This is a genomic window from Actinomadura luteofluorescens (assembly GCF_013409365.1).
GTDB lineage: Bacteria > Actinomycetota > Actinomycetes > Streptosporangiales > Streptosporangiaceae > Spirillospora > Spirillospora luteofluorescens.
Genome location: NZ_JACCBA010000001.1, coordinates 5,973,770 through 6,000,456, shown reverse-complemented (window position 1 = coordinate 6,000,456; position 26,687 = coordinate 5,973,770). Strand labels below are relative to the sequence as shown.

Annotated in this window: 29 protein-coding genes; 11 read left to right on the top strand and 18 right to left on the bottom strand. The window is 71.0% G+C overall.

From position 1 onward, the window contains the following. Positions 1–129: 129 nt before the first annotated feature. Positions 130–759 (bottom strand): LysE family translocator, encoded by a 630-nt coding sequence (locus BJY14_RS27915; protein WP_179846317.1) that lies wholly within the window; start codon positions 757–759, stop codon positions 130–132. Positions 760–826: 67 nt separating this feature from the next. After that, complete coding sequence (locus tag BJY14_RS27910; RefSeq protein WP_179846316.1) at positions 827–1,438, bottom strand: TetR/AcrR family transcriptional regulator; 612 nt, start codon at positions 1,436–1,438, stop codon at positions 827–829. 200 nt (positions 1,439–1,638) lie between these two features. On the opposite strand from BJY14_RS27910, the gene BJY14_RS27905 reads away from it, so the two are divergent. Continuing rightward, positions 1,639–2,802, top strand: a complete 1,164-nt coding sequence (locus BJY14_RS27905) for a cytochrome P450 (RefSeq protein WP_179846315.1) — start codon at positions 1,639–1,641, stop codon at positions 2,800–2,802. A 20-nt stretch (positions 2,803–2,822) separates the two neighbouring features. Here BJY14_RS27905 and BJY14_RS27900 read toward each other — a convergent pair whose 3' ends face one another. Together BJY14_RS27900 and BJY14_RS27895 are read right to left on the bottom strand one after the other, a co-directional pair. Continuing rightward, positions 2,823–3,392 (bottom strand): TetR/AcrR family transcriptional regulator, encoded by a 570-nt coding sequence (locus BJY14_RS27900; RefSeq protein ID WP_179849680.1) that lies wholly within the window; start codon positions 3,390–3,392, stop codon positions 2,823–2,825. Between the two features lie 8 nt (positions 3,393–3,400). After that, complete coding sequence (locus BJY14_RS27895; protein ID WP_218905608.1) at positions 3,401–4,954, bottom strand: MFS transporter; 1,554 nt, start codon at positions 4,952–4,954, stop codon at positions 3,401–3,403. A 377-nt stretch (positions 4,955–5,331) separates the two neighbouring features. Here BJY14_RS27895 and BJY14_RS27890 point away from each other — a divergent pair, with 377 nt between their 5' ends. Next, positions 5,332–7,068: a selenium-binding family protein gene (locus BJY14_RS27890; RefSeq protein WP_218905607.1), complete on the top strand. Its 1,737-nt coding sequence runs from the start codon at positions 5,332–5,334 to the stop codon at positions 7,066–7,068. A gap of 197 nt (positions 7,069–7,265) precedes the next feature. Beyond that, complete coding sequence (locus tag BJY14_RS27885; protein ID WP_218905606.1) at positions 7,266–8,927, top strand: hypothetical protein; 1,662 nt, start codon at positions 7,266–7,268, stop codon at positions 8,925–8,927. A gap of 75 nt (positions 8,928–9,002) precedes the next feature. Here the strand turns inward: BJY14_RS27885 and BJY14_RS27880 are convergent, their stop codons facing one another. From BJY14_RS27880 to BJY14_RS27860, 5 genes are all read right to left on the bottom strand, one after another. Next, positions 9,003–9,938 (bottom strand): cyclase family protein, encoded by a 936-nt coding sequence (locus BJY14_RS27880; protein ID WP_179846312.1) that lies wholly within the window; start codon positions 9,936–9,938, stop codon positions 9,003–9,005. A gap of 77 nt (positions 9,939–10,015) precedes the next feature. After that, on the bottom strand, positions 10,016–10,636 hold the full coding sequence (locus BJY14_RS27875) for a GyrI-like domain-containing protein (RefSeq protein ID WP_312879437.1): 621 nt from the start codon (positions 10,634–10,636) through the stop codon (positions 10,016–10,018). Further along, complete coding sequence (locus BJY14_RS27870; protein WP_179846310.1) at positions 10,633–11,211, bottom strand: PadR family transcriptional regulator; 579 nt, start codon at positions 11,209–11,211, stop codon at positions 10,633–10,635. Before BJY14_RS27870 ends, BJY14_RS27875 begins: the two co-directional genes overlap by 4 nt. A gap of 277 nt (positions 11,212–11,488) precedes the next feature. After that, complete coding sequence (locus BJY14_RS27865) at positions 11,489–11,674, bottom strand: DUF397 domain-containing protein (RefSeq protein WP_179846309.1); 186 nt, start codon at positions 11,672–11,674, stop codon at positions 11,489–11,491. Further along, complete coding sequence (locus BJY14_RS27860) at positions 11,665–12,450, bottom strand: helix-turn-helix domain-containing protein (RefSeq protein ID WP_246396140.1); 786 nt, start codon at positions 12,448–12,450, stop codon at positions 11,665–11,667. Before BJY14_RS27860 ends, BJY14_RS27865 begins: the two co-directional genes overlap by 10 nt. Positions 12,451–12,628: 178 nt before the next feature. Between BJY14_RS27860 and BJY14_RS27855 the strand changes: the two genes are divergently transcribed. From BJY14_RS27855 to BJY14_RS27845, 3 genes are all read left to right on the top strand, one after another. Next, positions 12,629–13,027, top strand: a complete 399-nt coding sequence (locus BJY14_RS27855) for an ATP-binding protein (RefSeq protein ID WP_179846307.1) — start codon at positions 12,629–12,631, stop codon at positions 13,025–13,027. 624 nt (positions 13,028–13,651) lie between these two features. Then, positions 13,652–14,974: a histidine--tRNA ligase gene (hisS, locus tag BJY14_RS27850; protein WP_179846306.1), complete on the top strand. Its 1,323-nt coding sequence runs from the start codon at positions 13,652–13,654 to the stop codon at positions 14,972–14,974. Between the two features lie 18 nt (positions 14,975–14,992). Next, positions 14,993–15,604, top strand: a complete 612-nt coding sequence (locus BJY14_RS27845) for a hypothetical protein (protein ID WP_179846305.1) — start codon at positions 14,993–14,995, stop codon at positions 15,602–15,604. Between the two features lie 175 nt (positions 15,605–15,779). Here the strand turns inward: BJY14_RS27845 and BJY14_RS27840 are convergent, their stop codons facing one another. Continuing rightward, positions 15,780–16,391 (bottom strand): response regulator, encoded by a 612-nt coding sequence (locus BJY14_RS27840; protein WP_179846304.1) that lies wholly within the window; start codon positions 16,389–16,391, stop codon positions 15,780–15,782. Continuing rightward, complete coding sequence (locus BJY14_RS47400) at positions 16,376–17,530, bottom strand: sensor histidine kinase (RefSeq protein ID WP_179846303.1); 1,155 nt, start codon at positions 17,528–17,530, stop codon at positions 16,376–16,378. Before BJY14_RS47400 ends, BJY14_RS27840 begins: the two co-directional genes overlap by 16 nt. 78 nt (positions 17,531–17,608) lie before the next feature. Here BJY14_RS47400 and BJY14_RS27830 point away from each other — a divergent pair, with 78 nt between their 5' ends. After that, complete coding sequence (locus BJY14_RS27830) at positions 17,609–17,791, top strand: hypothetical protein (RefSeq protein ID WP_179846302.1); 183 nt, start codon at positions 17,609–17,611, stop codon at positions 17,789–17,791. A gap of 156 nt (positions 17,792–17,947) precedes the next feature. On the opposite strand, the gene BJY14_RS27825 is transcribed toward BJY14_RS27830, so the two are convergent. The 4 genes from BJY14_RS27825 to BJY14_RS27810 all read right to left on the bottom strand — a co-directional run bounded on the left by BJY14_RS27825 (position 17,948) and on the right by BJY14_RS27810 (position 20,940). Further along, positions 17,948–19,438 (bottom strand): DUF6297 family protein, encoded by a 1,491-nt coding sequence (locus BJY14_RS27825; protein ID WP_179846301.1) that lies wholly within the window; start codon positions 19,436–19,438, stop codon positions 17,948–17,950. Next, positions 19,435–20,061 carry an ABC transporter ATP-binding protein gene (locus tag BJY14_RS27820; protein ID WP_179846300.1) on the bottom strand — a complete coding sequence of 209 codons (627 nt, stop codon included), beginning with the start codon at positions 20,059–20,061 and terminating at the stop codon, positions 19,435–19,437. The genes BJY14_RS27825 and BJY14_RS27820 overlap by 4 nt, the downstream gene beginning before the upstream one ends. Positions 20,062–20,128: 67 nt before the next feature. Then, positions 20,129–20,575 (bottom strand): NlpC/P60 family protein, encoded by a 447-nt coding sequence (locus tag BJY14_RS27815; protein WP_179846299.1) that lies wholly within the window; start codon positions 20,573–20,575, stop codon positions 20,129–20,131. Next, on the bottom strand, positions 20,572–20,940 hold the full coding sequence (locus BJY14_RS27810; protein ID WP_179846298.1) for a winged helix-turn-helix transcriptional regulator: 369 nt from the start codon (positions 20,938–20,940) through the stop codon (positions 20,572–20,574). The genes BJY14_RS27815 and BJY14_RS27810 overlap by 4 nt, the downstream gene beginning before the upstream one ends. A gap of 102 nt (positions 20,941–21,042) precedes the next feature. Between BJY14_RS27810 and BJY14_RS27805 the strand changes: the two genes are divergently transcribed. After that, the gene (locus tag BJY14_RS27805; protein ID WP_179846297.1) at positions 21,043–21,666 is read left to right on the top strand and encodes an NAD(P)-dependent oxidoreductase; all 624 of its coding nucleotides are present in this window, start codon (positions 21,043–21,045) and stop codon (positions 21,664–21,666) included. A gap of 87 nt (positions 21,667–21,753) precedes the next feature. Here BJY14_RS27805 and BJY14_RS27800 read toward each other — a convergent pair whose 3' ends face one another. Together BJY14_RS27800 and BJY14_RS27795 are read right to left on the bottom strand one after the other, a co-directional pair. Next, positions 21,754–22,029, bottom strand: a complete 276-nt coding sequence (locus BJY14_RS27800; protein WP_179846296.1) for a hypothetical protein — start codon at positions 22,027–22,029, stop codon at positions 21,754–21,756. A 97-nt stretch (positions 22,030–22,126) separates the two neighbouring features. Then, entirely contained in the window at positions 22,127–22,294 is a 168-nt protein-coding gene (locus BJY14_RS27795; RefSeq protein ID WP_179846295.1) for a hypothetical protein, read from the bottom strand. Between the two features lie 268 nt (positions 22,295–22,562). Between BJY14_RS27795 and BJY14_RS27790 the strand changes: the two genes are divergently transcribed. Then, entirely contained in the window at positions 22,563–23,261 is a 699-nt protein-coding gene (locus BJY14_RS27790; protein ID WP_179846294.1) for a trypsin-like serine peptidase, read from the top strand. Positions 23,262–23,326: 65 nt separating this feature from the next. Here BJY14_RS27790 and galE read toward each other — a convergent pair whose 3' ends face one another. Beyond that, positions 23,327–24,331 carry a UDP-glucose 4-epimerase GalE gene (galE, locus tag BJY14_RS27785; RefSeq protein ID WP_179846293.1) on the bottom strand — a complete coding sequence of 335 codons (1,005 nt, stop codon included), beginning with the start codon at positions 24,329–24,331 and terminating at the stop codon, positions 23,327–23,329. Between the two features lie 262 nt (positions 24,332–24,593). Here galE and BJY14_RS27780 point away from each other — a divergent pair, with 262 nt between their 5' ends. Together BJY14_RS27780 and BJY14_RS27775 are read left to right on the top strand one after the other, a co-directional pair. After that, entirely contained in the window at positions 24,594–25,247 is a 654-nt protein-coding gene (locus BJY14_RS27780; RefSeq protein WP_179846292.1) for a response regulator, read from the top strand. Between the two features lie 110 nt (positions 25,248–25,357). Beyond that, the gene (locus BJY14_RS27775) at positions 25,358–26,683 is read left to right on the top strand and encodes a YveK family protein (RefSeq protein ID WP_179846291.1); all 1,326 of its coding nucleotides are present in this window, start codon (positions 25,358–25,360) and stop codon (positions 26,681–26,683) included. The last annotated feature ends 4 nt before the right edge of the window (positions 26,684–26,687 follow it).

Genomic DNA, 26,687 nt, shown 5'->3' with positions numbered 1-26,687 from the left:
ATCCGGAAGCTACCGACGACCGGCCGGGCGGGCTGCACGACGCGATACGCATTGCGCCGCGCCACTTGTAAGCGAATTGACAAACCCACCGCGCCCGGGAGCGCCGAGCGAGTCGGGCGTCCCGCACCGCTACGCACGGCGGGCGCTCGGGGCGGCGAACACGGCCGCCGCGCCGAGCGCGAGGTAGATCAGCCCGGTCGCGTACCGCTGCCGCCTCGCGAACGCGGGACGGGCCCGCAGCCACGCGCCGATCGAGCCGGCGGCGACCGCGTACACGATGTCGCTGGCCAGCCCGATCAGCGCGGTCACGGCCCCCAGCACCACGATCTGCAGCGGCACCGCGCCGGCGTCCTGGTCGACGAACTGGGGCAGGAACGCGAGGAAGAACAGCACGACCTTCGGGTTGAGGACGTTGACGAGGACACCGTCCAGGTAGACGCGGTGAAGCGGCCGCGGTTCGAGGCCGGGCCCGCCGGTGTGGTCGCGGCCGCGCAGCGTCCGGTACGCGAGGTAGACGAGGTATGCGGCACCCGCGTAGCGCAGGAACCCGAACGCGGTCGCGGACGCGGCGACGACCGCGGACAGCCCGGCCGCGGCCGCGGCGATGTGGACGAGCGTGCCCGTCTCGACACCGAGCGCGGACGCGATCCCTGCGCGGCGGCCCTCACCGACGCTGCGCGTGGTGATGTAGAGGTGGTTCGGGCCCGGGATGGCGACGAGCGTCAGGGCGGCCAGCAGGAACAGCAGCGGGTGGGTCATGGGAGCACGCTAGGACCGTCATGGTCCGGTTCCCAGGTCCAATCCGCGCCGAGCGGAGTGGACCAGATCAGGCCTGGGTGGGCGCGGCGAAGGCGCCGGCCAGCACCAGCCGCCCGGCGGTGCGGACCATCGCGGCGACCTCCTCGGCCGGCTGGCGCAGCGACGCCAGGCTGATCAGCGCGGCGAGCAGGATGTGGCCGAGGACGATCTCGACGTCGTCCCGCTCGGGCACCGGGTCGCCGATCGCCGTCGAGAGCCGGTCGCGCAGGAACAGGAACAGCACGGTGCGGGCGTCGTCGACGCTGGAGTCGTCCGAGGTCACGGCCTGGATGATCGCCGATGTCAGGGTCGGCTCGGCCGCCGCCACGTACACGATGCGCTCCAGCAGCGCGGTGAGCCGCTCCTGCGGGGTGTCGCCGACGGCGAGCGCGTCGACGTCGTCGGTGACGCGGTGCGCCCACGTCGCCGCGACCTCGGTGAGCAGGTGGTCCTTGGTGGCGAAGTACCGGTAGACGGTCGCGCGGGCGACGCCGGCGCGGTCGGCCACGTCGTGCATGGTGACGGCCGGGTAGCCGCCCTCCAGCGCGAGCTCGCGGGCCGAGTCGATCAGCCGCTCGCGCCGCGCCTGCTGATCCTTGCTCAGCGTCCGCGTGACGGTGAACCGCGCATCGCCGCTCAATTCGCCCTGCCTTTCCGCATGGCCCGCCTCGCCGTGACCGTCCCCCATTCTTCCGTACATCACCCCCGAACGCTCCCATTCCCGGGCGTATACCCCTTTACCGGCAGCCCGTCGGGAGCCACGATAGACCTACCGCTTGCTTGGGTGAGACGCTAGTCTCGACTCACGTCTCCCTCTCCTGGACCCGGAGGAGCGAGCCCATGGCCCTCGACCTTCTCGACGGCGAGATGTACGCCACCGACCCCTGGTCCGTCTACGCGAGGCTGCGCGCCGAGTCACCCGTCCACCACGACGAGGAGAACGGCCTGTGGGGCGTCTCACGGCACGCCGACGTCTTCGCGGTCGAGCGCAATCCCAAGGTGTGGACGAACTCGGGCGGCTACCGGCCGCAACTGCCGTCCGACCCGTCGATGATCGGGCAGGACGACCCCGAGCACGCGCACCGGCGCCGCATGGTCTACCAGCGCTTCACCCCGCGCGGCGTCTCGCGCTACGCCGACCGCATCCGGTCGACCGCCGTCGACTGCATCGCCACGGCCCTGGAGAAGGGGACCGTGGACGCCGTCCCGGCCCTGGCGGCGCCCCTGCCCGCCCGCGTCATCGGCTGGCTGCTCGGCTTCCCCGAGGACATGTGGCCGCGCCTCGTCCACTGGTCGGCGACGGCCGTGTACGCGGGCGGCGGCCTCCGCTACATCACCGACGACGCGACGATCGCCGCCGGGGAGTACGCCCTCGCGGTCCTGGAGATGGCCGCGGACCGCCGCGCCCGCCCGACCGACGACCTGCTGTCGGTCTGGTCGAACGCGGGCCCTGAACAGCCCGCCTACGACGACGAGCACCTCGCGCACGAGGCCCTGCTCCTCCTGGTCGGCGGCGCGGAGACGACCCGGACGGTCATCGCGACCGCCCTGGACGCCCTGATCCGGCACCCGGCGCAATGGCGGAAACTGCGCGACGACCCGTCCCTCATTCCGGACGCCGTCGAGGAGTTCGTCCGCTGGACGACCCCGATCCTCAACATGTGCCGGGTGGCCGCGCGCGACGCCGAGATCGCAGGCGTGAAGATCCCGGCGGGCGGCCAGATCCTGCTGATGTACGGGTCCGCCAACCGCGACGAGGCGGTCTTCGAGGACCCGGACGTCTTCGACGTGACCCGCCGCCCAGGCGACCACATCGCCTTCGGCCTGGGCCCCCACTTCTGCCTGGGCGCCTCTCTCGCCCGCCTGGAACTCCAGATCTTCTTCGAGGAGTTCATCGCCCGCGTGGACACGGCGGAATGGGCGGACGACGAAGGCCCCCGAATCCTCCGCAACGCCTTCGTCAGGGGCGTCACCGAATTCCCGGTGATCCTGACGCCCAGGTGACCGCCGAGGTCGGGCAAGGGCTATTGGTGAGTTCGCCGCAGTGTTCTGCCGAGGACGGCGCGGATGTGCTCCGGATCGGCCTCGGCGTCGTTCAGGAGGAGGGACGCGCACAGGCCGTCGGACACGGCGACGAAGGCTTCGACCGCGTCCGGGTCGTCCGTTCGCGTCCGGGCGAGTTCCGCGACGTTGTCGCGCCAGCGTCGCGCCACCGGCCGCAGGGCGGGGCGGCGGGCCGCCAGGGTCGACAGCTCCCGTTCGGCGAGGGCGCGCTCCCGGCCCGGGCCCGCGGATTCGGCGATGAGCCGCGCGAGGCCGTCGAGCGGGTCGTCCTCGGACTCGATGAGCCGGCGGATGCGCTCGGTGTACTCCTCCGTGACGCTGCTCAGGGCCGCGATCAGGAGGTCGTCCAGGGTCGCGAAGTAGTAGAGGGTGAGGCTGGTGGTGATCTCCGCCTCCTTCGCGACGCTGCGGTGGGTGACACCGGCGGCGCCGTCGCGGAGGACGACCGCCAGCGTCGCCTCGATGATCTGGGCCCGGCGGCGTTCACCGCGTGCCCTCCGCCCGTCGGCGGTGCCGTGCTCGGCCGCCATCCCCTTGCTCACCCGTCACCGCCGCTCATGCTCGCCGAGGCTATCGGCTCCGCCTCACGGCCGGCGTCGCCGAGGGGCCGGAGGCGGCGCAGCGCCGTGAAGCTGACCAGCGAAGCGGCCGCCACAGCGATGCCCGCCACCGCGGCGGCGGTGTTGAGCCCGCTGGTGAACGCGGTTCTCGCGGCGTCGAAGGCCGAGGGCGGCAACCGGTCCGCGAGGGACCAGGCTCCGGAGAGGCTGTCGTTGTAGGCATCGGCCGCGGACGGCGTCAGCCCGGAAGGGGCCTCGACTTCCCTCCGGTAGAGCACGGTGGTGAGGCTTCCCAGGAGCGCGACCCCCACCGCGACGCCGAGTTCCTGAACGGTCTCGGAGAGCGCGGCCGCTGATCCGGACTTCTCCGGTGGCGCCGCACCCACGACGATGTCGGTGCCGAGCGCGGCGATGACCCCGAGCCCGAGGTACACGAACGCGAATCCAGCGATCACGCCCGGCTTGCCGTCCGTCCCCGCGAGGGCGAGCAGCACGTAGCCGACCAGCGACAGGGCCAAGGCGGCCGACATGACGACGCCGGGCGACACCCGGGCCGCCACGAGCGGGGCACCGAGGGCGCCGACGAGCATCGCCAGCGCGGGCGGCCCCATCCACAGCCCCGCCGCCATCGGGGAGAGGCCCTCGACGAACTGCAGGTACTGGGTGACCAGGAACATCACCCCGCCGAAACCGACCAGGCCGATCAGCAGGACGGACAGTGCCGCGCGGAAGGTCCGGCCGGTGAAGAGCTTCATGTCCAGCAGCGGCTCGCTCAGGCGCAACTGCCGGCGGACGAACACGACCGCGGCGCCACCGCCGGCGAGGGCGGCGGCCGACGCCCGGGCGTCGAGGCCGTGGGCCGCCGCGTGCTTGAGCGCGAAGGTGATCAGCAGCATCGCCGCGAGGGACGACCCGACGCTCAGCGGGTCCGGACGGCCGCCGGGGTTCCGGTACTCCGGCAGCAGTGCCGGCGCGGCGGCCAGCACCAGCACGGCGACCGGCACGGCGATGAGGAAGGCCGCACCCCACCAGAAGCCGGCGACCAGCGCACCGCCCGCGACCGGTCCCGCCGCCATCCCGAGGGCGAACATCGTCGCCCACACGCCGATCGCCAGCGCCCGCTGCCGGACGTCGGTGAACATGGTGCCGATCAGCGACAGCGTCGACGGCATGAGCGTCGCGCCGGCCACTCCGAGCAGTGCCCGCGCCACGATCAGCCAGGGCGCGCTGGGAGCGAACGCCGCGAAGACCGAGGCCGCGCCGAACGCCGCCATGCCGATCATCAGCATCCGGCGCCGCCCGACCCGGTCCCCCCACGACCCCATCGTGATCAGGAAGCCCGCGATGAGGAAGCCGTAGGCGTCCATGATCCACAGCGTCTCCGTCGCGGACGGGTCCAGGTCCGCGGCCAGGCTCGGAACGACGAGGTAGAGCGCCGTCACGTCCAGCCCCAGCAGCATCGTCGGCAGCGCGAGCAACGCGAGCCCCGTCCACTCGCGCCACCCGGCGCGCACCGGCCGCCCCATGTCCATCACACCCCGCCGTCAAAAATTGAACGAACGTACTACTTGTACCATAGTTCAACTTATGTCGGCCGAGCGCACCTCCTGGAGCGCAGGGAAGGGCGCAGGCGGACCCGCGCCGGTTCGCCGGCCGGACGGGTCGGCGGGGCCGATGGCGTGTCGCAGCCACGTCCCACCACAGGCCATCCCGACTGCGTGGCGACACCGCAGGTCACCACGCCCGGCCGGGGTTTCGGCTCCCGAATGGCCGAAAACGGCTGACGAAGATATCGACTACAGCACGGAGTCGCTATATATAGTGCAAGTGTTTAGCCTCCGGGCGACCGGCAGCCTCGGCTCGCGCGGCACTGTCACCGGCCGGCCGCCCGAACCCGAGGAGGAAGCGCGTGCGTTCAAGACTCGATGTTCGACGAGCGCTGGCCCTGGTGGCCGTGCTCATCCTCGCCACGGGTGGCGCCGTCGCGGATCCCTCCCGCCACCCGAGTGCCGCGGCGAGCGTGATCCGCGTCGGTTCGAGCGTCGTCGGCAGCGACGGCGTCCGGCACTCGGTGACCAACCATCTCGTCAGGACGCGGACTCGCACGAATCGCCACACGCGGCGGGAGTACGTCCTCGCCTGGGCCGGAGCCGCCGATCCGGGCACGGAGGGCTCGCCCAACCCGGACTTTCTGGCGGTCATCGACGCCACCGCCGGCACCCCCGACTACGGGAAAGTGGTCAACACCGTAACGATCGACAATTCGACCGGCAACGAGCCCCACCACATGCAGTACATGTGGCACAAGGGTCAGAAGATCTATGCAGGCGGCATCCTGTCGGACACGGTCTTCGTGTTCGACGCGACACGGCTGCCGCAGATCGGCCTGAGCGGCGTGGTCCAAGCCTCCGACACTCCGTGTGGATCCGCGCCCGACGCTTTCCAGGTCCTCTCCGACGGAACCGCGTACATGAGCGCCGTGGGCGGTCCGGACGTGACCGGACCGTGCCGCTATTCCGGTGGGCAGGTCCGCGAAGGAAACGGTTTCGCGGGTTCGCCGGGCGAAATAGTCCGCATCGGCCCGAACGGCAAGGTCCTCAGTGAGGCACCCGCCGCGACCAAGGAGGGCGAAGACCCGAAGCTGTGCCCCAACGTCCCGGCGCTCCCTCAGCCGAGTTGCGCCAACCCGCACGGCCTCCAGGTGCGCGAAGATCTCAATCGGCTGATCACCAGCGATTTCGTCGAACTTCGGACTCCGATCGTGGACAACCCGAACCTGGCACGCGACACCGTGCGGATCTTCGACATCACCGATCGCAACGCGCCTCGCCTGCTGTCGGTGTCACGCCTGCCGGCCGGCCCTCGACACGACGCCGACCTCAACACCGCCGAACCGCGCGGGGCGATGGAGACGGGAGTGACGCACCAACCCCGGCACCGGGGCGCCTTCGTCGCCACCAGCGGCGGCGGCGTGATCTACTACACCCCCGACATCACGGCGAAGAAGCCGCGGTGGCGGGAGGTCTTCGACGACGCCACGGCGTTCAAGTCGCTGTTCCCGAAAGACACCCCGACCTCCGATGGGGACGCCGGGAGCTGGGTGCAGGTCAGCCCGGACGATCGATTTCTCTTCCACGTCGTGGTCTCGGGCGGTTACACGTCACCTGGAGAACGTGAGACCGGAATGCTGTACGTCCTCGATCTGCGACGACTCCTCGCCGCGGGCGATCGCACACGGTGCTCGATAGATTCTCCCGCGGAAGTCACCGCCGGAGGCGCCGAGCCCGACTGCCCGTCCCTGATCGGCGCCGTTCCGATTCGCGATGTCACCTCAGGTGGTGCGCACTGGGGCTCGTTGGACAATTTCGCGCTCGGCCGTGACGGCTTCTACCACGAGACGGCACAGATTCGCCGGGTGGTGACGTCGAACTACTTCGTCGCGTTCACCGGCGTCGACGGGAACCATCAGATCTGCGTCAGCCAGGTGAGCCCGAGCGGAAAGCCGTCGCTTGACACAGGCTTCGTGGACGAGAACACCCATGCTCCCTGTGTCGAGTTCAACCGTGACAAGTGGCCGCACGGCGACCACGGGCCGGCCAGGCCGCACGGAGTGGTGTTCGCGGTCGCCGACGCCGATCTGCGCTGAGCAGCCGGTGGGCGAGGCTGCCCCCATCCGAGTCGAGCAACTTAAGTAACCTATAGTAGCGCATTCGTTAGGCGAGGTGGGGAATGGCGCTCGTCACGTTGCTCCTGACCGCTCCCGGCTGGGACGGGAGCCACACCCACCACGCCCCGGCCTCGCCGCCCGTCACAGTCCTGGCCGCTTTCCGTCACCTTGCGGTCGTGGCGATCGCGGTGGCCGCCGGGAGCGCCCTGCTGCGGCCGCTCGCCGGTGCGCCCACGCCGGGTTGCCGGAATCTGACCCGCATGGCGGCGGCCGTGGCCGCCGTCTCCCCGGTGATGGCGATCGGAATAGGAGGCGCCCTGCCGCCGGTGCTCGCGGGGATGGCGGTGCTGACGCTCGCGCTGCCGCCACTGCTCTCGCGCGCTGCCGCGAGTGCCGCCGCGGGCGCCTTGTCCACCGCCGCCCTCGCGACGTACCTGGCCACCACCCTGTCGGCCGGAAGCGCCTCGGGTGCCCGCGGCGTCGTCGATGCCGCCGCGGTGCTCCTCCAGGGGGTGGCCGCGGCCGTGTGGACAGGTTCGGCGGGTCACCTGGCGACGGCGCGGGCCGAGGACCGAGACCGGACCGCACGGCGGCTGCTGCCGGCGATCCTGGCAGCCACGGCGGCGCTGACCGCGGCCACGACGGCGCGACTGGCGAACGACGGCCCGCCATCGTCCAGTGCCACCTGGACGGCCGTCCTCGCCGCCGATGCGATCCTTGCCGCGGGCTGTGCCGCAGCCGTGACGGTGGTCTGGCTCAGGCGCTCCGGCCGCCCGATGACGCGGGCGCCGGCCCGTTCGGCGAGCACGGCGGTGGGCCTCGCCCTCACGGGCTTCGCCGGAGCGGCGCTCGTGGCCATGCCGCCGCCGGCCGTACCGCCCGCGCCGGGGGTTCCGTTCATGGACGGTATCGACGCCGGCGGGCGGCTGATACCGGTTCTCGTCGCGCCTGCCCGGCCCGGCTGGAACCTCGTCCATGTCGGTGCCGACCGCGCGTACGTCGGGGCCGGGCGCGGCCGGCTCACTGCCGCGGCCGCCCGGCCCGGCACCGGGAACATCTGGGCGCAGGTATGGCTTCCCGCCGGGCGCAGCCGGCTGTGGGTCAAGGTCATGGGCACCCTGAAAGCCGTGGAGGTCGACACCGGCCCCCGTGACGGTGGTGCTCCCGATCTTCGTGGATCGGACGGGCCGGAGTGTGCCAGCGTCGCCCTGGGCCGGATCCTCGCGGGGGCGGCCGGCCCGCTCCGGTCCTGCCCGGCCGACCGGCTCACGGCCGCCGACGCCGCCGCGCTGAGGGCCATGGTCCGGTTCGTGGCCGGCCGCGGTGCGCGCACGCTGGGCCTGGTCGCGGACTCCGCACCCCGCAGCCGGCAGGCGGCCACGATCGTCCGAGCCGCGGCGCGGCGCGAGCACATCACCGTCGCCGCCCCGGGCCGGGCGCGGATTCCACTCATGATCGTGGCGGGCTGGGGGACCGCCTACGGAGTGGTACGTGACGTCGGCACGGGGCACACGGCCTCCCAGGGCACCTACCTCGCGCCCTGGCTGCTCAACACGTCGCTGCTCGTACCGCCGGCCGGTCAGTTGCTACCGCTGCGGTTCCCCACCGGTGATCCGGCGGCGGTGAGGTACATCGCCGAGTTGAGCCGCCGTTTCCCCGGCGAACCGGCATCCGCCGCGGGGTACACCGCGTGGCTGAAGACCGCCCGCGAGGGGCCGGTACGGCTCTACGCGGCCTCGCCGCTTCTCGTACCCGGCGTCCCGGACCATCGTCACCCCACCGGCGCGTGGCTGCCGCACGGCAGCATCACTGCGATCACGAGCGCGCTCGCGGAGTGAGCCGGCACGACGCATACCGCCGACTCTGTTACGACATCTGAGCACGTGTTCGAGACCGGGACGTCGCGCCCGCGGTCAGAACGTGGCGATCGGGTTGACCGGGCTGCCGGACGTCCCGGCGAAGCGGACCGGGGCGACGGCGAGCTGGAAGTCCCACTGGCCGAGGTCGGCGGCCGTCGTCGCGCACGCCTCCAGGTCGCAGTTGTCGAGCAGCCACAGGCCCATCGCGACGAGACCCACGGCGTGGACCGGCATCAGTACGTCCTCGTACCCCGACGGCTGGACGTCCTGCGGGGTGTCGGCGCCGATCAGCGCGACTCCCCGTTCGTGCAGCCACGGCAGGCAGGACGCGTGCCAGCCCGCCTGCGTGATACCGCCGCTCGCACCGGACCCGTGCCGGGCGCGGCCGTAACCGGTCCGCAGGAGCACCGCGTCGCCGGGGCGCACCCGCACGCCCTGGCGACGCTCGGCCTCTTCGAGATCGTCGGGAGTCACGCCCTGCCCCGGTTCCAGCCACGGCACGTCGCGGACCCTCGCGACGTCCAGCAGGACACCTCGCGTGACGATCCCGTTCGCCGCCGCCGTGACGGCCGCCCACGCCGACCCCGTGGCGGCGTCGACCAGCGAGTGCGGCCGCCCGTTGTACATCGTGCCGTCCCAGTAGATGTGGCACGGCGAGTCGACGTGGGTGAGGGTGTTGCCGTGGAACGTGATGCCGAGCCGCTCGGACGAGTAGCCCCAGCGCCGGTCGTCGTGGAACGCCTTCGGCATGTGCTCGGCGCCCGGCATGTCGGCGGCGCACGGGCACGTCGTCGTCGACCGCTCCATGTCGTCCGGCACGGCGACCTCCCACGCGCACGACACGCTCCGGCCGTGCCGCACGGCCCGCGCCGCCGCCAGCCGGACGTCGTCGGTGATGTGGTTCAGCGTGCCGAGCTCGTCGTCGTCGCCCCACCGCCCCCAGTTCGACAGCGTGTCGAAGTACCCGAGCACGTCGTCCTGAGTCGGCATCGGCCGCCCTGCCGCCATCGATCCTCCGGTCACGCTCTCCCAGGCACCAGGGCCCGCTGGACTGGCATCACCCTAGTTCAGAGGTCGGACACCTGGACGGGCTGGCGCAGGACGGTCCTGAACTTGGCGGGCTCGGTGCGGCGGTGGTCGCCGAGGTAGATCTCGTGATGGTGCCCGGACATGCGCAGGCCGTTGGCGGCGAGGTACACGTGGTGGAGCCTGGCGAGCGCGGGGCCTTCGTCGTCGTAGGGGCCGACGTGCAGGAGCTGGGCGCAGGTGCCCTCGTCCAACGTCTCGCGGCGGACCTCGGCGATGGCGGGAAGGCCCTTCTTCTCCAGCGCCGTCTTCCTGGCCTCGTCGATGAGGTCCTCGGTGATCCAGTCGGGCTGGCTGATGAGCATGCGCCACTGCCAGGCGTCCTTGACGCGGGTGACGAACACCTCCGGGTCGTCGGACCACCACAGCCCTTCGAGCGGCCCGACGACGAAGTCCCGGTCGAGGGCCTTGCTCGCGAACTTGATCGTGTAGGCGACGGCGTAGAGCGCCTCGACGGCGCGGGCGTAGTCGGCGCCGGTGTTGGGGTCGCCACTGCCCTCCACGGCGATGAACTGCTGCGCGGGCACCTCGACCAGCGCCCAGTCGGTGTTCTTGGGCGCGTAGCACTGCTTGAGCTCGCGCTTCACGTCATAGCGGGTCACGGTCGTCTGCCTTCCGGCCGGGGGCTTGGTGGAGACTGGTCGCCGACTTCGGCCGCCCGGTAGTCGTCCAGCCATTGCTGTTCGGCCGCGAGCTGACCCAGCGAGTAGTCGAAGGTGGCGCGGACGAACCCGGGCGCGTCGGGTTGCGCGTCGCGGGCCGCGCTGACGGCCGCGATCTTCTCCGCCAGCGCCGTGGACCGCCGATCGAGCGCGGCCCGCAGGCGGTCGGGCGGAATGACCGGCTGGTTGGCCAGGCCGACCAGCAGAGGCGGGAACACCGGCCGGAGCTCGGCCACCGCGGCCTCGGCCGCCCGCGCGCACACCCGGTACCCCTCAGGCGTCGGCCCGTACACCCGCCGGGCCTTCCCCCGCCCACCGCGCGGCGCGTCGACCTCGGCGATCAGCCCACGGTCCCGCAGCCGCGTCAGCAGGTAGTAGATCGAACTGAACCCGATCTCAGTCCACTCCCGCATCCCCCGGCCGTCGATGACTTCGTCCAGCTCATACCCATGCCTGGGCCTCTCCACGAGCAGCCCGAGCAACGTCAGCTCAGCAGGCGTCAGATCAGCAGCCACAGCATTACTCTAGCACTAGAATAAAGCACCGCACGCAACCACCACTCGCCGAGGCCGCGACCACCTTCGCGATGCGGGCGGCCAGACCCTCGGATCGGCGGGACGACGGCGGGCGGTGTTCCGTGACGTGCGGACATCACCCCGTCGTCGCGGACGACGGCCATCTCCACAGGTAACGGCAGTTTTATGCGGCAACAAAACCATCAGTCTGAGATTCCACAACCGGCTCCTATCGCCCCGCCCAGGAAGCCGGATCACTCCTTTGACCAGTGACGGGTCAAAGTTTCTTGAGTGCGGCGGCGAAGCGCCAGAAATCACCGTGGCCGATGACGAGTTTTGGACCATCGGGATCTTTGCTGTCGCGAATGGCCACAGCTCCCGTGATGTCAGCTACCTCGACACACGCACCGCCGTTTTCACCACTCTTCGTCGCCTTGCGCCACGCGGCGCCGCTCAAGTCCATTTCTCCTCGGCCACCTTTCGTATCAAGTCCCGCGACATGTTCGCCGGCAGTGCCCTGCTTCCCAATGCCCTCAGCGTGCGGGCCAACCCGGCGAGATCATTCTCATCGTCGGTGGTGATGCCACGCACCGTCGTGTCAAGGTACGCCACCTCACTCCGGTCTCTCATCGTCGCGACAATGAAGGCTCCGCCAGTCGCGACCGGAACACCGTCATCGTTCACCACCACCTGGATCGTCACGTTCGGCAACTCGCTCACCACCGTCAGATGTTCGAGCTGCTCTCGCATGACTTCCTTCGAGCCGATGAAGTTGGTGAGCACACGCTCGCTGATGTACGCGATCAAGCAGACGGGAGCGGGAACCTCGCGAGTGAGGATCTCCTGGCGTGCCATGCGGGCGGCCACGGCCTCGTCGGCGGCAAGAAAGGCGCGAGCATAGCTCTCCTTCTGCAGAAGCCCCGGAATGACCGAGTGCTCCCACCAGGTCAGCACGTCGGCCTCGCCCTCCACATCGGGCCAGTCGAACCACGTCGGGAAGCCCAGCCCTCCGTCACCGTTCAGGTCGTCATAGAGGTTGAGGAGGACGCCTCCCGCCCTGAACTCCGGATCCATGATCTCGACGAAGTCGCGCCTGCACCGTTTCTTCCCGCTTTCGACCTGGGAGACGAAGGACGCGGTCTTGCCGGTGCGCTGCGCCACCCTGGCCTGACTTAACCCCGCGCGCTCTCGGTGGCGCCTGAACTGCCGCCCGAATGCCGCCAGCGCGGGCGACGTCATCGCACGTCGTCGGGGGGACGTCATGATCACCATTCCTTAACCAGGGAGGACGATCATCAACCCTTACTCGCAGATCAACATCGAGTTGTTTCTTCTTTCCGAAGGTTAACAGTAACTCCATGTTCTCGGGGTGCTTACTGGGAGCTACGAGGACCGGACACGAATGGAGGTCAGGCGGATGTCAGGAATCGCTCTTGCGCCGGAGGCTCCGGCGCTCGTCCTGGAGCCGAACAAGGAGGCACCCAGGCGAGCGCGGCGCTACCTCACCGAGCGCTTCACGGCCCTCGGGCACGCTGACGACTTCGTCGGGCGGCTCGTGGTTACCGAGCTGGTTACCAACAGCTACAAGCACGTGGGGGTCGGGCACATCGTCGTGCGGATCTTCCCCGACGTCCGTGAGCCGCTTACCGTCATCGAGGTGTGGGACGAGAGCAGGGCCCTTCCCGTCGTCCAGGGCAAGGACGACGACGCCGAGGGCGGGCGCGGGTTACTCCTGCTGTCCGAGCTCGCCCACGACTGGGGCGTCCGGCCGCTCAACGAGGAGGGAAAGGTCGTATGGGCCCGCTGCGCCCGCTGATCGTCCAGACGAGAGGCCGCGTTCAGCCCCGACGACCACGTCCGCCTGACCGTGAGCGTCCGCCCCACACCCGGACGAAACTGGGCCTACTACCAGGTCGGACGCGGCAAGAACGGCTATCTCTCCCCCTGCGACAACACCGAACAGGCCGCCGCCGAGGTAGACACCCTCCTCAAACACCGCATGTTCCCCTCCACCTGGTAACAGCAAGCGTCACCCACAGATAGGCGATGACCCGCCTTCTCGGGGGACGCTCCACTAGGCCCCGGTCCGCTCGCACAATTTCAGATCGGGCGTGTTGGGCCAACTCGCCTCTACCCCAGGCTATCCATGTGCTTTTGTCCGACCGATGGCCGAACCTCGGGCCGGTCAACGCCCCTGCCCCCACCTCATTGCAGGCAGCACGCCAAACGAGCACTTCGCCTTAAGGGAGACATCACGCCACAAGCTGCGGTTTCCGGAAGGCGGGTGTGCTTCGACACGACGGATGATTTCCGGTCGCTACGATCGAGGAACGGCAGCACTGTCCGGCCTGCGAGGAGGCGGTATCACCCGGCGGCCTCTTCGGACCTGTTCCATTCTTCGCCCTTTTGCCTCTTCGATCACGTTGGGTCAGGAGTCCCCATGGCATCACGGCAGTTCGACCCCCCGTCCGGCACCCGCGACTTCCTCGCCGGTGTCCTGCGCACCCGCGAGCGTGTGTTCACGCAGATCCGCGAGGTGTTCGAACGCTATGGATTCGAGCCGTTGCAGACGCCGGCGTTCGAGCGGCTGGAGACTCTGACCGGCAAGTACGGCGACGAGGGCGACAAACTGATCTTCAAGATCCTTCGACGTGGTGAGCACGAGGCCACGGGTGAGGCCGATCTCGCGCTGCGCTACGACATGACCGTGCCGCTCGCCCGTGTCGTCGCGAACTACGGGTCCCAGTTGCCCACCCCGTACAAGCGGTATGCGATGGGGCCGGTGTGGCGGGCGGACCGCCCGGGCAAGGGCCGCTTCCGGGAGTTCGCACAATGCGACGTGGACGTGGTCGGGTCGGCATCTCCTCTCGCAGATGCCGAGGTGGTGTGCGCCCTCACCGACGCGCTGGACGCGGTCGGCGTGCGGAACTACCAGGTTCTGGTGAACTCACGCCAGGCGCTGTCCGGACTGCTGGAGGTCTACGGTGTTCCGGCAGAGCTGGGCGGCGGCGTGCTGATCACCTTGGACAAGCTCGACAAACTCGCTCCGGAAAGGGTCGCCGCCGAGCTGGTGGAGGCGCGGTCTCTCCCAGCGCATATCGCCGAGGCGTTGGTGAACGACCTGACCGCCGCCGATGCGGTGGAACGGATGCACACCACGCTGAAGGACAGCGAAGCCGGGCGGGCCGGCCTTGAGGAGATCACTGGGCTGCTGGAGCTGGCCGCCGGGAAGGTGGGTCGTGAACGGATCGCCTTCACTCCGAGCCTCGTGCGGGGGCTCGACTACTACACCGGCGTGATCTTCGAGGTGACGGCGGAGGGAATGCCGGGCTCGATCGCCAGCGGCGGCCGCTACGACGGGCTGATCTCCGCGCTCGGCGGCCCGGACGTCCCCGCCTGCGGCGGTTCCCTCGGCATCGAGCGGATCATCGGCCTGCTGAGCGACCACGAAGGCGACGTCCATCGACTCGATGTGGCGGCGACAGTGATCGCCGAAGACACCTCGACAGAGTTGGCGGGCTTCGCCGCGCGGCTGAGAGACGCCGGGCTGAGCACCGAGATCTATCTGGCCGCAAGCCGCAAGCTCGCCAAACAGCTCAAATGGGCTGCCGACCGCCATGCCCGCTTCGCGCTGATCTACGGCGCGTCCGACAAGGAGGCCGGAGTGGTCACCGTCCGGGACATGGACTCGGGCGAGCAGGCGCAGATCCCGACCAACGAACTCGCCGCGCACCTCATCAGGAGATGCGCGCCGTCAAGGTGACTTCAGAAGGAGCCGAGCATGGGTGTCCAAGGAGATCGCATCTTCGCCGCGATCAAGGAGCGGGGGTTTCCGGACCCCTGGTCGACGTTCGGGGAATGCCTGTCCTGGGAATCGGCCTACGCGGTACTGCTCAAGCAGGCCATCGACGACGCACGGAAGGGCTCGGACGGTTTAGTCCTCGCCACCGTCTCAGACCTCTTCGAGAAGAAGACCGGCAATCTCGCGGCAGCCCGTCGTCTCCTCGCTGGAACACTGACGGAATATGACCGGAGCGGCATGTGGCGGCTCCTCGACGAACGCGCTTCCCGCCTTGACATCGACGACGTCTCCGAGCGTTGGGCCCGCGGCCTGGTCGAGCACCCGTTCCCTATCGCGCTGCTGTCCCTCCAGTTCAACTGGCGCTATATGAAAGAACACGGCGTCCGCGCCTTCTACGAGATGACGGCAGGCTACCTCGACGGTCTCAGCGCGAACACGCGCCGCTGGGCGGAAGCCTGGGCTGCCGAAGAGGAAACCGGCGTCGTCGACCGCGTCACCACCGTCGAGTGCGACCTCGCCTCCGAGGAGGCCCCTATGCACTGCGACATCTGCAAAAAGACCATCACGGCACTCCTCTACCTGGACGTGTAGGCGTCCAACGAGCCCATCCCAAGCCTCCGGCGTGAAGAAGCTCTCACTCGGTGCCCTGTTCACCGTCTCCGATGAGTTCGTGCGGCTGGGCCCGGCCGGCGCGCAGGCTCCGGATCGAGGAGGCGAGATGACGGGCGTTGGCCGGAATGCCGAGCAGACCTTCGGGGCGTGTTGGTCAGGGCGCAGGCAGGATGCCGTGCTCCAGGGCGGCCATCACCGCCGCCGTGCGGTCGGAGACGCCGAGTTTGCCGAAGATGCGCAGGAGGTGGGTCTTCACGGTCGCCTGGCCGATGTAGAGGCGCGCGCCGATCTCGGCGTTGGTGAGGCCCTCCGCTACCAGGGCGAGCACCTGCGACTCCCGCGCCGACAGGACGGGCGGCCGCGCCTCGCCCGCCGCCGCCAGCCGCGCCGACACCTCCGGCGACAGCACCCGCCGGCCGGCCGCGACGTCCCTGACCGCCGCGGCGAGGTCGGCCCGCGAGGCGTCCTTGAGCAGGTACCCGGCGGCGCCGGCCTCGATCGCCCGGACGATGCCGGCGTCCTCCTGGAACGTCGTCAGCACGAGGATCCGGTGGCCCGGCAACCGCTCGATCGCGCTCACCCCGTCCCCGGACGGCATCCGCAGATCCATCAGGATGACGTCCGGACCGACGGACGGCACCACCGCGACGGCCTCGTCCCCGGACGCGGCCTCCGCCGCCACCTCGATGTCCGTCTCCGCCGCGAGCATCCCCCGCAGCCCCTCCCGGACGATCGGATGGTCGTCGACGATCATGACGCGGAGCACGGCACCGCCACCTCGACCCTCGTACCCCGCCCTCCCGCGACGGTGAACGTCCCGCCGGCCTGCTCGACCCGGCTCCGCATCCCGCGCAGCCCGAATCCGCGGCCGGCTCGCCCCGGCTCGAACCCGCACCCGTCGTCGGCAACGGTCAGCCGCACCGGATCGCCGTAGACCAGCGACACCCGCACCGACTCCGCCCCCGAATGCTTCCGGACGTTCGCGAGCGCCTCCTGCGTCACCCGCAGCAGGACGACCTCCACCGCGTCCAGCGACCGCGGTTCCCCGTCCACGACCAGATCGACGGGTACGTCGAATTCGCGGGCCATCTTCCGCAGCGCCTCCACGAGCGAGCCGCCGTCCAGCGCGGGCGGTGCCAGCGCCGCGACCAGGCCCCGCGTCTCGGCCAGGTTCTCCCGCGCCGCCCGGGCGGCGAGCTCCAGATGCCGGTTCGGCCCGACCTCCGCCTCCGCCGCCTGCAGCAGCATCGTGATGGACGTGAACCCCTGCGCGATCGTGTCGTGGATGTCGCGGGCCAGCCGCTCCCGCTCGGCGAGCACCCCCGCCTCCCGGCTCACCCCGGCCAGCTCGTCCCGCGTCCGGTCCAACTCCTCGATCAGGCGCATCCGCTCGCGGTTCTGACGGCCGAGCCGTCCGATGAACACGGCGAGCAGCACGCTGCACGCGAGCGCCGCCGTGATGATCACGACCGCCACCGCCCGGCCCGCCCCGGACCTCGCCAGCCCGAGCCCGACCGGCCCGGAGAAAAGCGCGACCATCAGCGCGAAGCCGCGGGCCGTCCCGTACATCATGTAGACCTGCGGCGCCAGCGCGGCCAGCCCCGTCGCCGCCACCGGCGCGAGCAGCGTCGCGGGGACGAACATGCAGATCAGCGCGACCGCGTAGATCCTGCACCCGGGCCGCGGCACCTCCTGCGACCGCAGCGCCTTCCGCCCGGTCGCCGCGTACGCCAGGCTCAGCAGGACGAGCAACCCGATCGCCGCGGCCCGCCTGCCCGGCGGCACCGCGTCGGCGGCCGTCGCGGCGATGGTCCCGACCAGCACCATCGCGAAGTAGGCGTCCCAGAACGGATACGAGCGCTGCCAGGCGTTCTCCGCCCGCGCCACCCCAGGATCACCGGTCACGCCCCGATCCCCCGCCCGCCCTACTGTCCACCGACCGGTGGATAGTACTGCCCTCCAAGTCACAGGATCATCGTGCCCATGAACAAGAACCCCGTCCGGCAGGCCCTCTTCGTCCTCACCATCGTTTACGGCCTCGTCATCGGGCTCCTCGCCGTCCTCGACGTGAACGCCCTCGGCCTCATCGCAGCCGCGGGCGCGGTACTCCTCGGCCTCGGCTGGGGCTTCTCCGGCATGCTCACCCGCCACAAGCCTCAGAACTGACCAGGGCCGACTCCACTTGCGACGCCTCGGCGAGGGCGCTCAGCCCTGAGGAGGCGCCCATGCACTGCGACATCCGCAAGAAGACGATCACTGCTCTGCTCTGTCTGGACATGTGAGCGCCCAGCAGGCATCTGTCCGCTGCGGCGGCAGAGAGCTCTACCTGCCGTCCCGTGGGTGGGCGGTCAGGAGGTAGAGGGCCGTGGTGGCCGTGCCGAACAGCGCCTGGGCGGGGAGCAGGACGGTTCCCGGGCCGTTCAGGGCCAGCAGGAAGGGCGCGCAGCCCAGCGAGGCCAGGTCGGCGCCGGTCAGTGCCCAGATGACCGGGCCCGTCGGCAGAGCGCCGAAGGGCGTGGCGACGACCGGCATCGAATGGTCGATGGGGCGGCGCCGCGCCATGCGCAGTGCGCCGGCGGCGACCGCCGGTGCGCAGGCCGGGCCGAACAGCCACCACGGGCCCGCGCCGAGCACGCCGGTCGCCGACAGGCCCGTCAGTGCCAGGGCCAGCCAGCCACCGCCCACCAGCGCGGGCAACAGCGACCGGGCGGCCAGCAGGGAGCGGCCCCCGGCGGCCGACAGCCGCATCAGGCTCGGATCCTGGACGTCCCGCCGGGCACCGGACGTGCAGGCCGCCGCCGCGGCGAGCGTTCCAGCGGCGACCGCGACCGACACGACCGGCGTGAGGCCATCGCCCGCGCGGGCCGCCAGTGCGGGCAGCGCGGTACTCGCGGCCAGCAGCGCCGCCCGGCCCGGGCGCCGCACCAGACCGCGCCACTCGGCCCACGCGAGCGCCGGCGAGCCGCGCAACCAGCGCGGCAGCGGCCGCGAACGCAGGATGCGGCGCCGCCAGTGGGCGTCTTCCGCGATCCAGCTCAGCGCGCCGGGATCCAGGACGACCGCCGCGGCCACCACGGTGCCCGTCCGCGTCGAGGCCGCCAGGATCCGGTGCGCCGGGACGTGCCCGAGCGCCGTCCACGCACACCGCACCAGCACGGCGGCGGCGGTCGCCGCCGCGACCGCCGAGGCGGCCCACGCGTCCGCGGAACCTCCCGCCGCGGCGGCGAGCGGCGACGCCCGGCCGCCGACCTGGAGAGCCGCCAGCACCGCGAACACCGCGAGCACGACGATCGCGGCGACCAGCCAGGCGTCCCAGATCTGGGACGCCTGCGCCCTGACGGCCGCCGCCATGCCCCCGACGCCCGCCGAGACGCCCAGAACGGCGGCGACCAGTAGCCGCGGCGCGAACTGGTCGCGCACGCCGACCGCCGACAGCAGGCCCAGGGCGACCGCCAGGCCGGCCAGCAACGACACCGCCGCCAGGACCACGACCGTCTTGCGCAGCACGCTCCGGCGCGGCAACGGTGACAGCACCAGCCACGCCGCGTCGGCCGCGGACACGGCGACGGGCCCGAACGATCGGGCCAGCGCCAGATAGCCCGCATAAGCCAGCGCGACCAAGGCGACACCGGCCCCCGCTCTGGGCGCGGACACCCGCTCCGGCAGGTTCGCCAGGACCGTGCCCGACAGGGGGGCCAGCAGCACCAGCGCCATCACCGCGCCGAACGCCGCGGAGTACCGGTCCGACCATGACTTCACGTCCCGCTCGCCTCTCCCGCGGGCGCGGCGCCCGCCCGAACGCGACGCTGTCACGCGGCCTCCAACGTCACCGGACGGGCGCGGGCGGCATCGACGAGCGACAGATCGTGCGTCGCCATCACCACCGTTCCCCCGCCCGCCGCGTACGCGCGGATGCCCGCCGCGAGCCGCTCCCTGAAGTCCGGGTCGAGCCCGCGCTCCGGCTCGTCCAGCAACAGCAGCCGGCTCGGCCTGACCAGCGCCATCGCCAGCGACAGCCGCTGCCGCTGCCCGGTGGACATCGCCGGCGGCGCCATGTCCGCCCGCCCGTCCAGGCCGAACGCCTCAAGTGCCGCGCCGATCTCCATCCGCGCCCCGCCGTGCACCGCCGGCATCAACTCCAGATGCTCCCGGACGCTCAGGCCCGGATACCACGCGGGCTCTTCGGCGACGCACGCGACATCGCGCCAGAACCACGCCGCGTCCACCGGCGCCCGACGGAAGATCCGGATCTGACCCGCCACGCCGGGTTGAAGACCCGCCAGGCAGCGCAGCAAGGTCGACTTGCCCGCGCCGTTCTCCCCGAGCACGGCCACGATCTCACCCCGCTCCGCCCGGAGGCCCACCCCGCGCAGAACCGGGCCGCCCCCCAGCGCGATCCTCACGTCCACGGCCTCGACGACCGGTTCAGGCACCATGCCCCCAGTTTTCCGCATTCGCCGTCGCGATCGGGTGGCCCCCCGTGTGACTCGTCTGCGGCGGCGCTCATGCTCCCGGGGCGGGGAGGCGGCGGAGGACTCGTTTGGCGCCTATCAGGGTCTGGTATCTCGGCCGGGTTTTGAAGTCTTGCCAGGTCCAAACGGCGGGGTGTCCTACCTCGGCGCACAGGTGCAGGATCTGGTCTTCGCCGGCGCAGATTCCCACGTGGGCGCCCCAGGGGTTCTGGGTGGCGTTGAACAGGACCAGGTCGTAGGGGCGGGCCGCATCTACCCGCTCGGTGAACTCGGCATCAGCCCAGAGTTCGCTCGACCGCAGGTCGGGCGGGTCGAATCCGAACCATCTGAGCACCTCGTAGGCGAACAGCTGGCAGTTGGCCCCTTCGGCGAGCCCAGGCGTGGCGGCCACCTGCGGCGAGCCCGGAAAGCGAGCGCCGACATACCGGGTGGCCCACAGGCCGTCCGGCAAATTCTCCAGCACGGCCGCCGGCGTCATCGGGCGAGGGTGTTCGACTCGCGGGCTTCGAGGAGTTCGTCCCAGTGCTCCTCCACCCAGGCGCAGGCGAACGCGATCGGTTCGAGCATGCTGCGGCCCAGGGGCGTCAGTTCGTACTCCACGTGCCGGGTGGCCTCGGCGTAGACGGTGCGCTTGACCAGGCCGTCGCGTTCGAGGGCCCGCAGCGACTGGGTCAGGACCTTGGGGGTGACGCGGCTGAGCGGCACGCGCAGCTCGGAGTACCGGCGGGGCCCTTGCTCCAGGCAGCGGATGATGAGCCCGGCCCACTTGTCGCCGAACCGGATCGGGTTGAGCGAGGACGGGCACAGCTCGTCGAACATGTCGGCGGGCAGGGGTTCCCTCATGGCCCCAGATTAACCGGTATCCCGGCGGTAACCACGGCCCCTTATAGCGTCCGCACAGCGGTCGGGAATCGGGTTCCGGCCCTGGTGAGAAGGGGACTCTTCATGAACATCGTGGTCTTCGGTGCGGGTGGACGGGCCGGGCGGCAGGCCGTCGCGGAGGCGCGCCGGCGCGGGCACCAGGTCACCGCCGTGGTGCGCGCCCCAGGGCGTCACGGCGACCTGGCCGACGTGCGTGTGGTGGCGGGCGACGTCACGGACGCGGTGAGCATCGAGCAGGTGGCCGCCGGGCACGACGCCGCCGTCAGCGCCGCCGTGGACCTGTCGGTGCCGCCGCACGACTTCTTCACCGCGTCGTCTCGCGCCCTGGCCACCGGCCTGGCGAAGGCGGGCGTGAGCCGCCTCGTGGTGGTCGGCCTCGCATCGATCATGCCTGGGGCGTCCGGTGCTCCCCTGATGGACGAGCCCGGCTACCCCACCGAGTACCGCTCCTTCTACCTCGGCCACGCGGCGGGCCTGGACGAGCTCGGAACCTCCGGCCTCGACTGGGCGTACGTGGCCCCCGCGGGCGACTTCGACCATGACGGGACGCCCACCGGCCGGTACCGGGTCGCCGACCATGGCGACCCGGCCAGCCGGATCACGTACGCGGACTTCGCGATCGCCCTCCTCGACGAGATCGAGGCGCCCCGCCACCACCGCGCCGCGGTCAGCGTCCGGGAGGCGTGACACCCGGCCCGGGACCACGCCGCGTGATCCCGGGCCCACGTCAGGGACGGTCGCCGAGGTGACGCACCCAGCCCGTCGTCTGGTAGGTCATGACGAGCGACGGGGACTTCCGGTCGCCCGAGTTGTCAGCGCGGAGACCGTCGTGTTCCGCTGGGTCTTGGTGAGCCTGATGCGCGAGAAGTCGTAGTCGTTGACCTGCCGCTTGGCCGACCACGGCTCCAGCTCCGGCGCGCCCAGCGCACTCCACCTGGCCTGCTCGGCCGCGCTCGGGAAGGTGATCTTCCGGTCGATGCCGGTGATCGTGCGCTCGTGGCGATCAAGGCCGCTCCAGGTGTCCTGCGTCGTGCTCACGTAGGCGGTCACCGGCGGAGACTTCGTCCAGCGCTTCTTCCGCGCCCTCTCGCTGCCGGGGGGCGGCTTCCTGGTGGGGCCGACGAGGCGGGTCTCACGTTCCCGGGTATCAGTAGGCCCCGGTGGTCGCAGGGGTATGGGCCGCGCCCTCGGCGCTGGCCAGCAGCACCGTGCGCGCGTCGAGCCGCTGCGACGCGGCCGGTGCGGGCGTGCGCGGGCCGCCGGAGTCGTCGGTGGCGACGATGACGCCGACCGCCGCGGCGGGGCGCCCGGTCATCGATCGGCCATAACTCAGGCCAGGCGAAAACACATCGGCATGGAAGTGGATTTCGCGCACCGTTTTCTTCTCTAGATTGGACTCTCGTCCATCCGTGCACCAATTCGCCGGTACGGAGAATTCGATGAGAAAAAGATACTTCGCCCTAAAATATATCAAAATAGGGGCGTTACTTCTCGCTCCCGTGCTCGTCACCGGGGTCGGGGGTGCCGCCGTCGCGTCCGTGGAGACGGAGGGGGCGTCGGCGCCGTCAGGGGCGCCGCATCTGGTGCTTCCACGCGGCCCCGCCCACGTCGGCGCCTCGCGGCTCGCGGCGGGCTTCAACCCGACCGTGGGACGCCTGGAGTTCGACGATCCCGTCACCCACGAGCACGGTCTCTGCACGGGGGCCGTGGTCAGGAGCAACAACAGGAACCTGGTCATCACCGCCGGGCACTGCATGTCGAAGGGCGGTGAGAGCCGCAAGTACGAGAACTTCAAGTTCCGGCCCGGCGCCTCCAAGGACCAACCGGCGCCGTTCGGGGTCTTCGAAGGCTTCCGGGCCAACAGCGTCAAGCAGTGGGGCGTGGACGGCGACGACCGTTACGACTTCGGCTTCATCAACGTCAAGCCGAATCAGCAGGGCAGACGGCTCGGCGACGCGGTCGGTGAGAACGGCATCATCATCAACCAGCCGTACGTCGCTCCCCGGACCGTCATCTCCTACCTGGGCCCGCTGCTCACCCAGAAGGAGTGCTTCGGGGAGACGCGGATCTTCCTGCCGCCGCCCGAGAGCAGGGTCAGGATCGACTGCGACTACCCCCGTGGGAGCAGCGGCGGCCCGTGGCTGAAGGACTACGACGCGAGCACGCGTCTGGGCCTCATCAACGGCGTCCTCAGCCACATCGTCCATGACCCCACTTACAACCTCTCCCCGTACTTCGACGATGGGGTCTGGGCGCAGTACGAGCGCTCCGCCACCTACTGAGACGCGGTCCGTCCGGTCGCCCCAGCGGAAGGTACGGGCGACCGGACGGACCGGTGGGGGGCGGGTCAGGCGACGTCCGATTCCCTTCGGCGCTCGGCCCACTGGAGGGAGTGGCGGATGGCGTCCTCGACGGTGTACTCGGGCTTCCAGGCGAGCAGATCCCAGGCCTTGGCCGGGTCGACGTAGGCGCCGACCACGTCGCCGGGGCGGGCGGGGGCGTCCTCGGCGCGGAAGGAGTCGCCGACGACCTCGCGGAAGGCGGCGACGAGTTCGCGGACGGTGACGCCGTCGCCGGTGCCGAGGTTGATCACCTCGTAGCGGGCGTGGTCGCCGGCCGGCGGGATGATCGCGTCGAAGCGGGCGGCGGCCGCGTGGAAGGCGCGGGCGATGTCCCAGACGTGGATGTAGTCGCGGATCGCGGTGCCGTCGCGGGTCTCCCAGTCCACCCCTGTGATCTTGAAGGGCACGCCCGTCGCGTAGCACTCGATCATCTTGCCGAGGGCGTGGGTGGGCTTGCTGTTCTGCAGGCCGGTGCGCAGGCGCGGGTCGGCGCCGATCGGGTTGAGGTAGCGCAGCGAGATGACGCGCAGCCCGTACGCCTCGCAGAAGTCCCGCAAGAGCAGCTCCGCCATCATCTTCGAGCGGGTGTAGGGGTTCTGCGGTTCGAGCTCGGACGTCTCGGTGACCGACAGGTCGGCCTCCGGGCGGTACATCCCCGCGGTGGACGCGAAGATCATCCGATCGCAGCCGTTGCGGACGAGGTGGCCCGCGAGGTCGAGGGTCCTGGACAGGTTGACCCGGTAGTAGCGCAGCGGGTCCGTCATCGAGTCGGGCACCACGATCAGCGCGGCGCAGTGCACGGTGAGCGCGATGTCGGGATGGTCGCGGAAGATCTCGTCGACCAGGTCCCCGTCCCCGATGTCGCCCTGGTAGAAGACCTTGCCGTCGGCGAACTCCCGCCGTCCGGTGATGAGGCTGTCGAGCACCACGGGAGTGGCGCCGCGCTCGGTGAAGGCGGAGGCGATCGTGCTGCCGATGAAGCCGGCTCCCCCTGTGATCAGCACTTTCATGTGGCATCCCTGCAGGCCAGTGCGTCCCCTGAAGTTCCAGCCACAGGATGAGCAGGCGGCGGCGGGCGGTCAATGTCCCGCGTTCGAGGTGACCGGGTCCGGACTCGCGTGAACCGGCCGGGCCCGGCCGCGTCCGCGCACGAGCCTTCCCCGGAGCCTTCGCGCTGCGAGGCCGCAAATCGGGTTCCGGCAATCGGGCGGCCGAAACGAAGTACAGCGTTTGCAGGATCCGCCGGGCCCGCGCAGCGGTCATCGTCGGTGCATGGAACCGATCCGTGTCCTCATCGTGGACGATCACGCGCTCTTCGCCGAGGCCCTCGCGGCCCGGCTGGGGCGCGAGCCCGACCTGGTGATCCTCCCGATCGCCGCCGACGTGCGGCGAGCGCTGGCGCTGACCGCCGCCGAGCGCCCGCGGGTCCTCGTCCTCGACATGACGCTGGACACGGAGAACGGGCTGGACGTCCTGGAGCGGGTCCGCAAGCGGTACCCCCACGTCCGGGTCGTCATGCTGACCGCGATGAGCGACGTGGACGCGATGGTGCGGGCGGTCCGGACCGGCGCCGTCGGCTGGGTGGAGAAGACCGAGAGCGCCGACCTCGTCGCCCGGGTGATCCGGTCCGCGGCGCGGCAGGGCGGCTGGATCCCCCCGGACGTGCTCGGCGAGGTGCTGCGCAGGCTGACGGAGGGCGGCGGCGACGGGCTGATCGCCGAGCTGACGCCGCGGGAGCGCGAGGTCCTGCAGTGCATGGTGGACGGCCTCGGCCGCGCGGAGATCGCCGAGCGGCTGGGCCTGTCGGCGAACACCGTCCGCACCCACACGCAGAACCTGCTGGCCAAGCTCGACCTGCACTCCGCCCTGGAGGCCATCACCCTCGCGATGCGCGCCGGCATGCGGCCGACCTCGGACGACTACTGAGCGTGGGGCGCGCTCTGGTGCAAACGGCGTAGAGCGGGGTCGTCATTTGTGTGATTCCTCCGGACAAGCGGCTTCTTACGCTCGGCCATGACGGAGCCGGAGGGGGGATCGTGGAGATCGACGAAGTCGCCGCGCGGGTGGTCCGGAGTTACTGGGCGCTCCTGCTGGTCATGACGCTCCTCCCCCTGGTGCTGGTGGGCCTGGCCATGAACGGGCGGGAGCCGCCGTACACGGCCGCGACGCGGTTGCAGGCGAGCAGCAGGGCGACCGACGCGGCGCCCGGGGACGCGGGCGTGTCCATCGTGGTCAGCCAGGTGAAGGCGTTCGCGACCAGCGAGAACCTGCTGAGCGGGGTCCTGCGGCAGCAGCGCGCCGACCGGTCCACGGTGAAGACGGCGAAGGCGATCGGGGTGACCGGGCTCGGGACGTCCACCGTGGTGGAGCTGTCGGTGAAGGACCGCGACCCGGGCGTGGCGCGGCGGCTGGCCGACGCGCTCGGCGCCGCGGTCGTCAAGGAGATCAACGAGTCCAACCAGGGCTCGATCCGGCAGCAGATGGACGACATCGACAAGCGCGTCCGGACGCTGGAGAAGCGTCTCGGCCCGCTGTCGCGGCGGGCGGGCGCGCAGCCGAACCCCGACATCGGCGCCGCCAACGAGCGCGAGCGGGTGCAGGCCGAGCTCACCGACCTGCGGTCGAACCGGTCGGACCTGCAGACGCAGCTGTCGTCGGCCGGGACGGCGTCGGTGGTGCAGCCGGCGGTCCTGGCACCGCGCACGAACCCGGTCGTGATGACGGCGGCCATCGCGGGGCTGGTCGGGCTGGTCGGCGGCATCCTGATCGCGGTGGTGACGGAGACGGCCCGTCCCACGATCCCGGGGCAGCGGCGGGTCGCGCGGCGGCTCGGGGTTCCGCTGCTCGGCTGGGCCGACCGGGGGCCCGAGCAGCTCGCCGACCTCGGGCGGCGCGTCCGGCTCGCGGTGAAGAAGGAGGGGGTCGGACGGGTCGCGCTGGTCGGTGCGCCCGGCCCGCTGCCGGCCGGCGTGGTGTCGTCGGTCGCGTCCGCCGTCTACGGGGACGGCACGAAGGTCGTCACGGCCCGCCCCGGAGACGACGCCCCGGACGGCGAAGGCGACGGCGACGGCAAGGGCGGGACGCCGCCGGCCGGCGGCGGGTCCGGCAAGGGGAAGAGCAGCACGTCGGTGGTCCGCGCCGGCACCGCCGTGATGGCGAAGAAGGCGGTCCCGGCGCTCCGGCTCTGCCAGGTGCACGCGTTCGAGGAGATCGATCCGGGTTCGGACGACCTGGTCGGCGTGGTCGTGGTCGTCGGTCCGGTGACGAGGGCGGCGGGGCTGGAGACCGTCCGCGACCTGGTCGCCGCGTCCGGCTGGCCGCTGCTCGGCGTCGTCGGCGCGTCCCGGAAGATCAAGGGGTGACCAG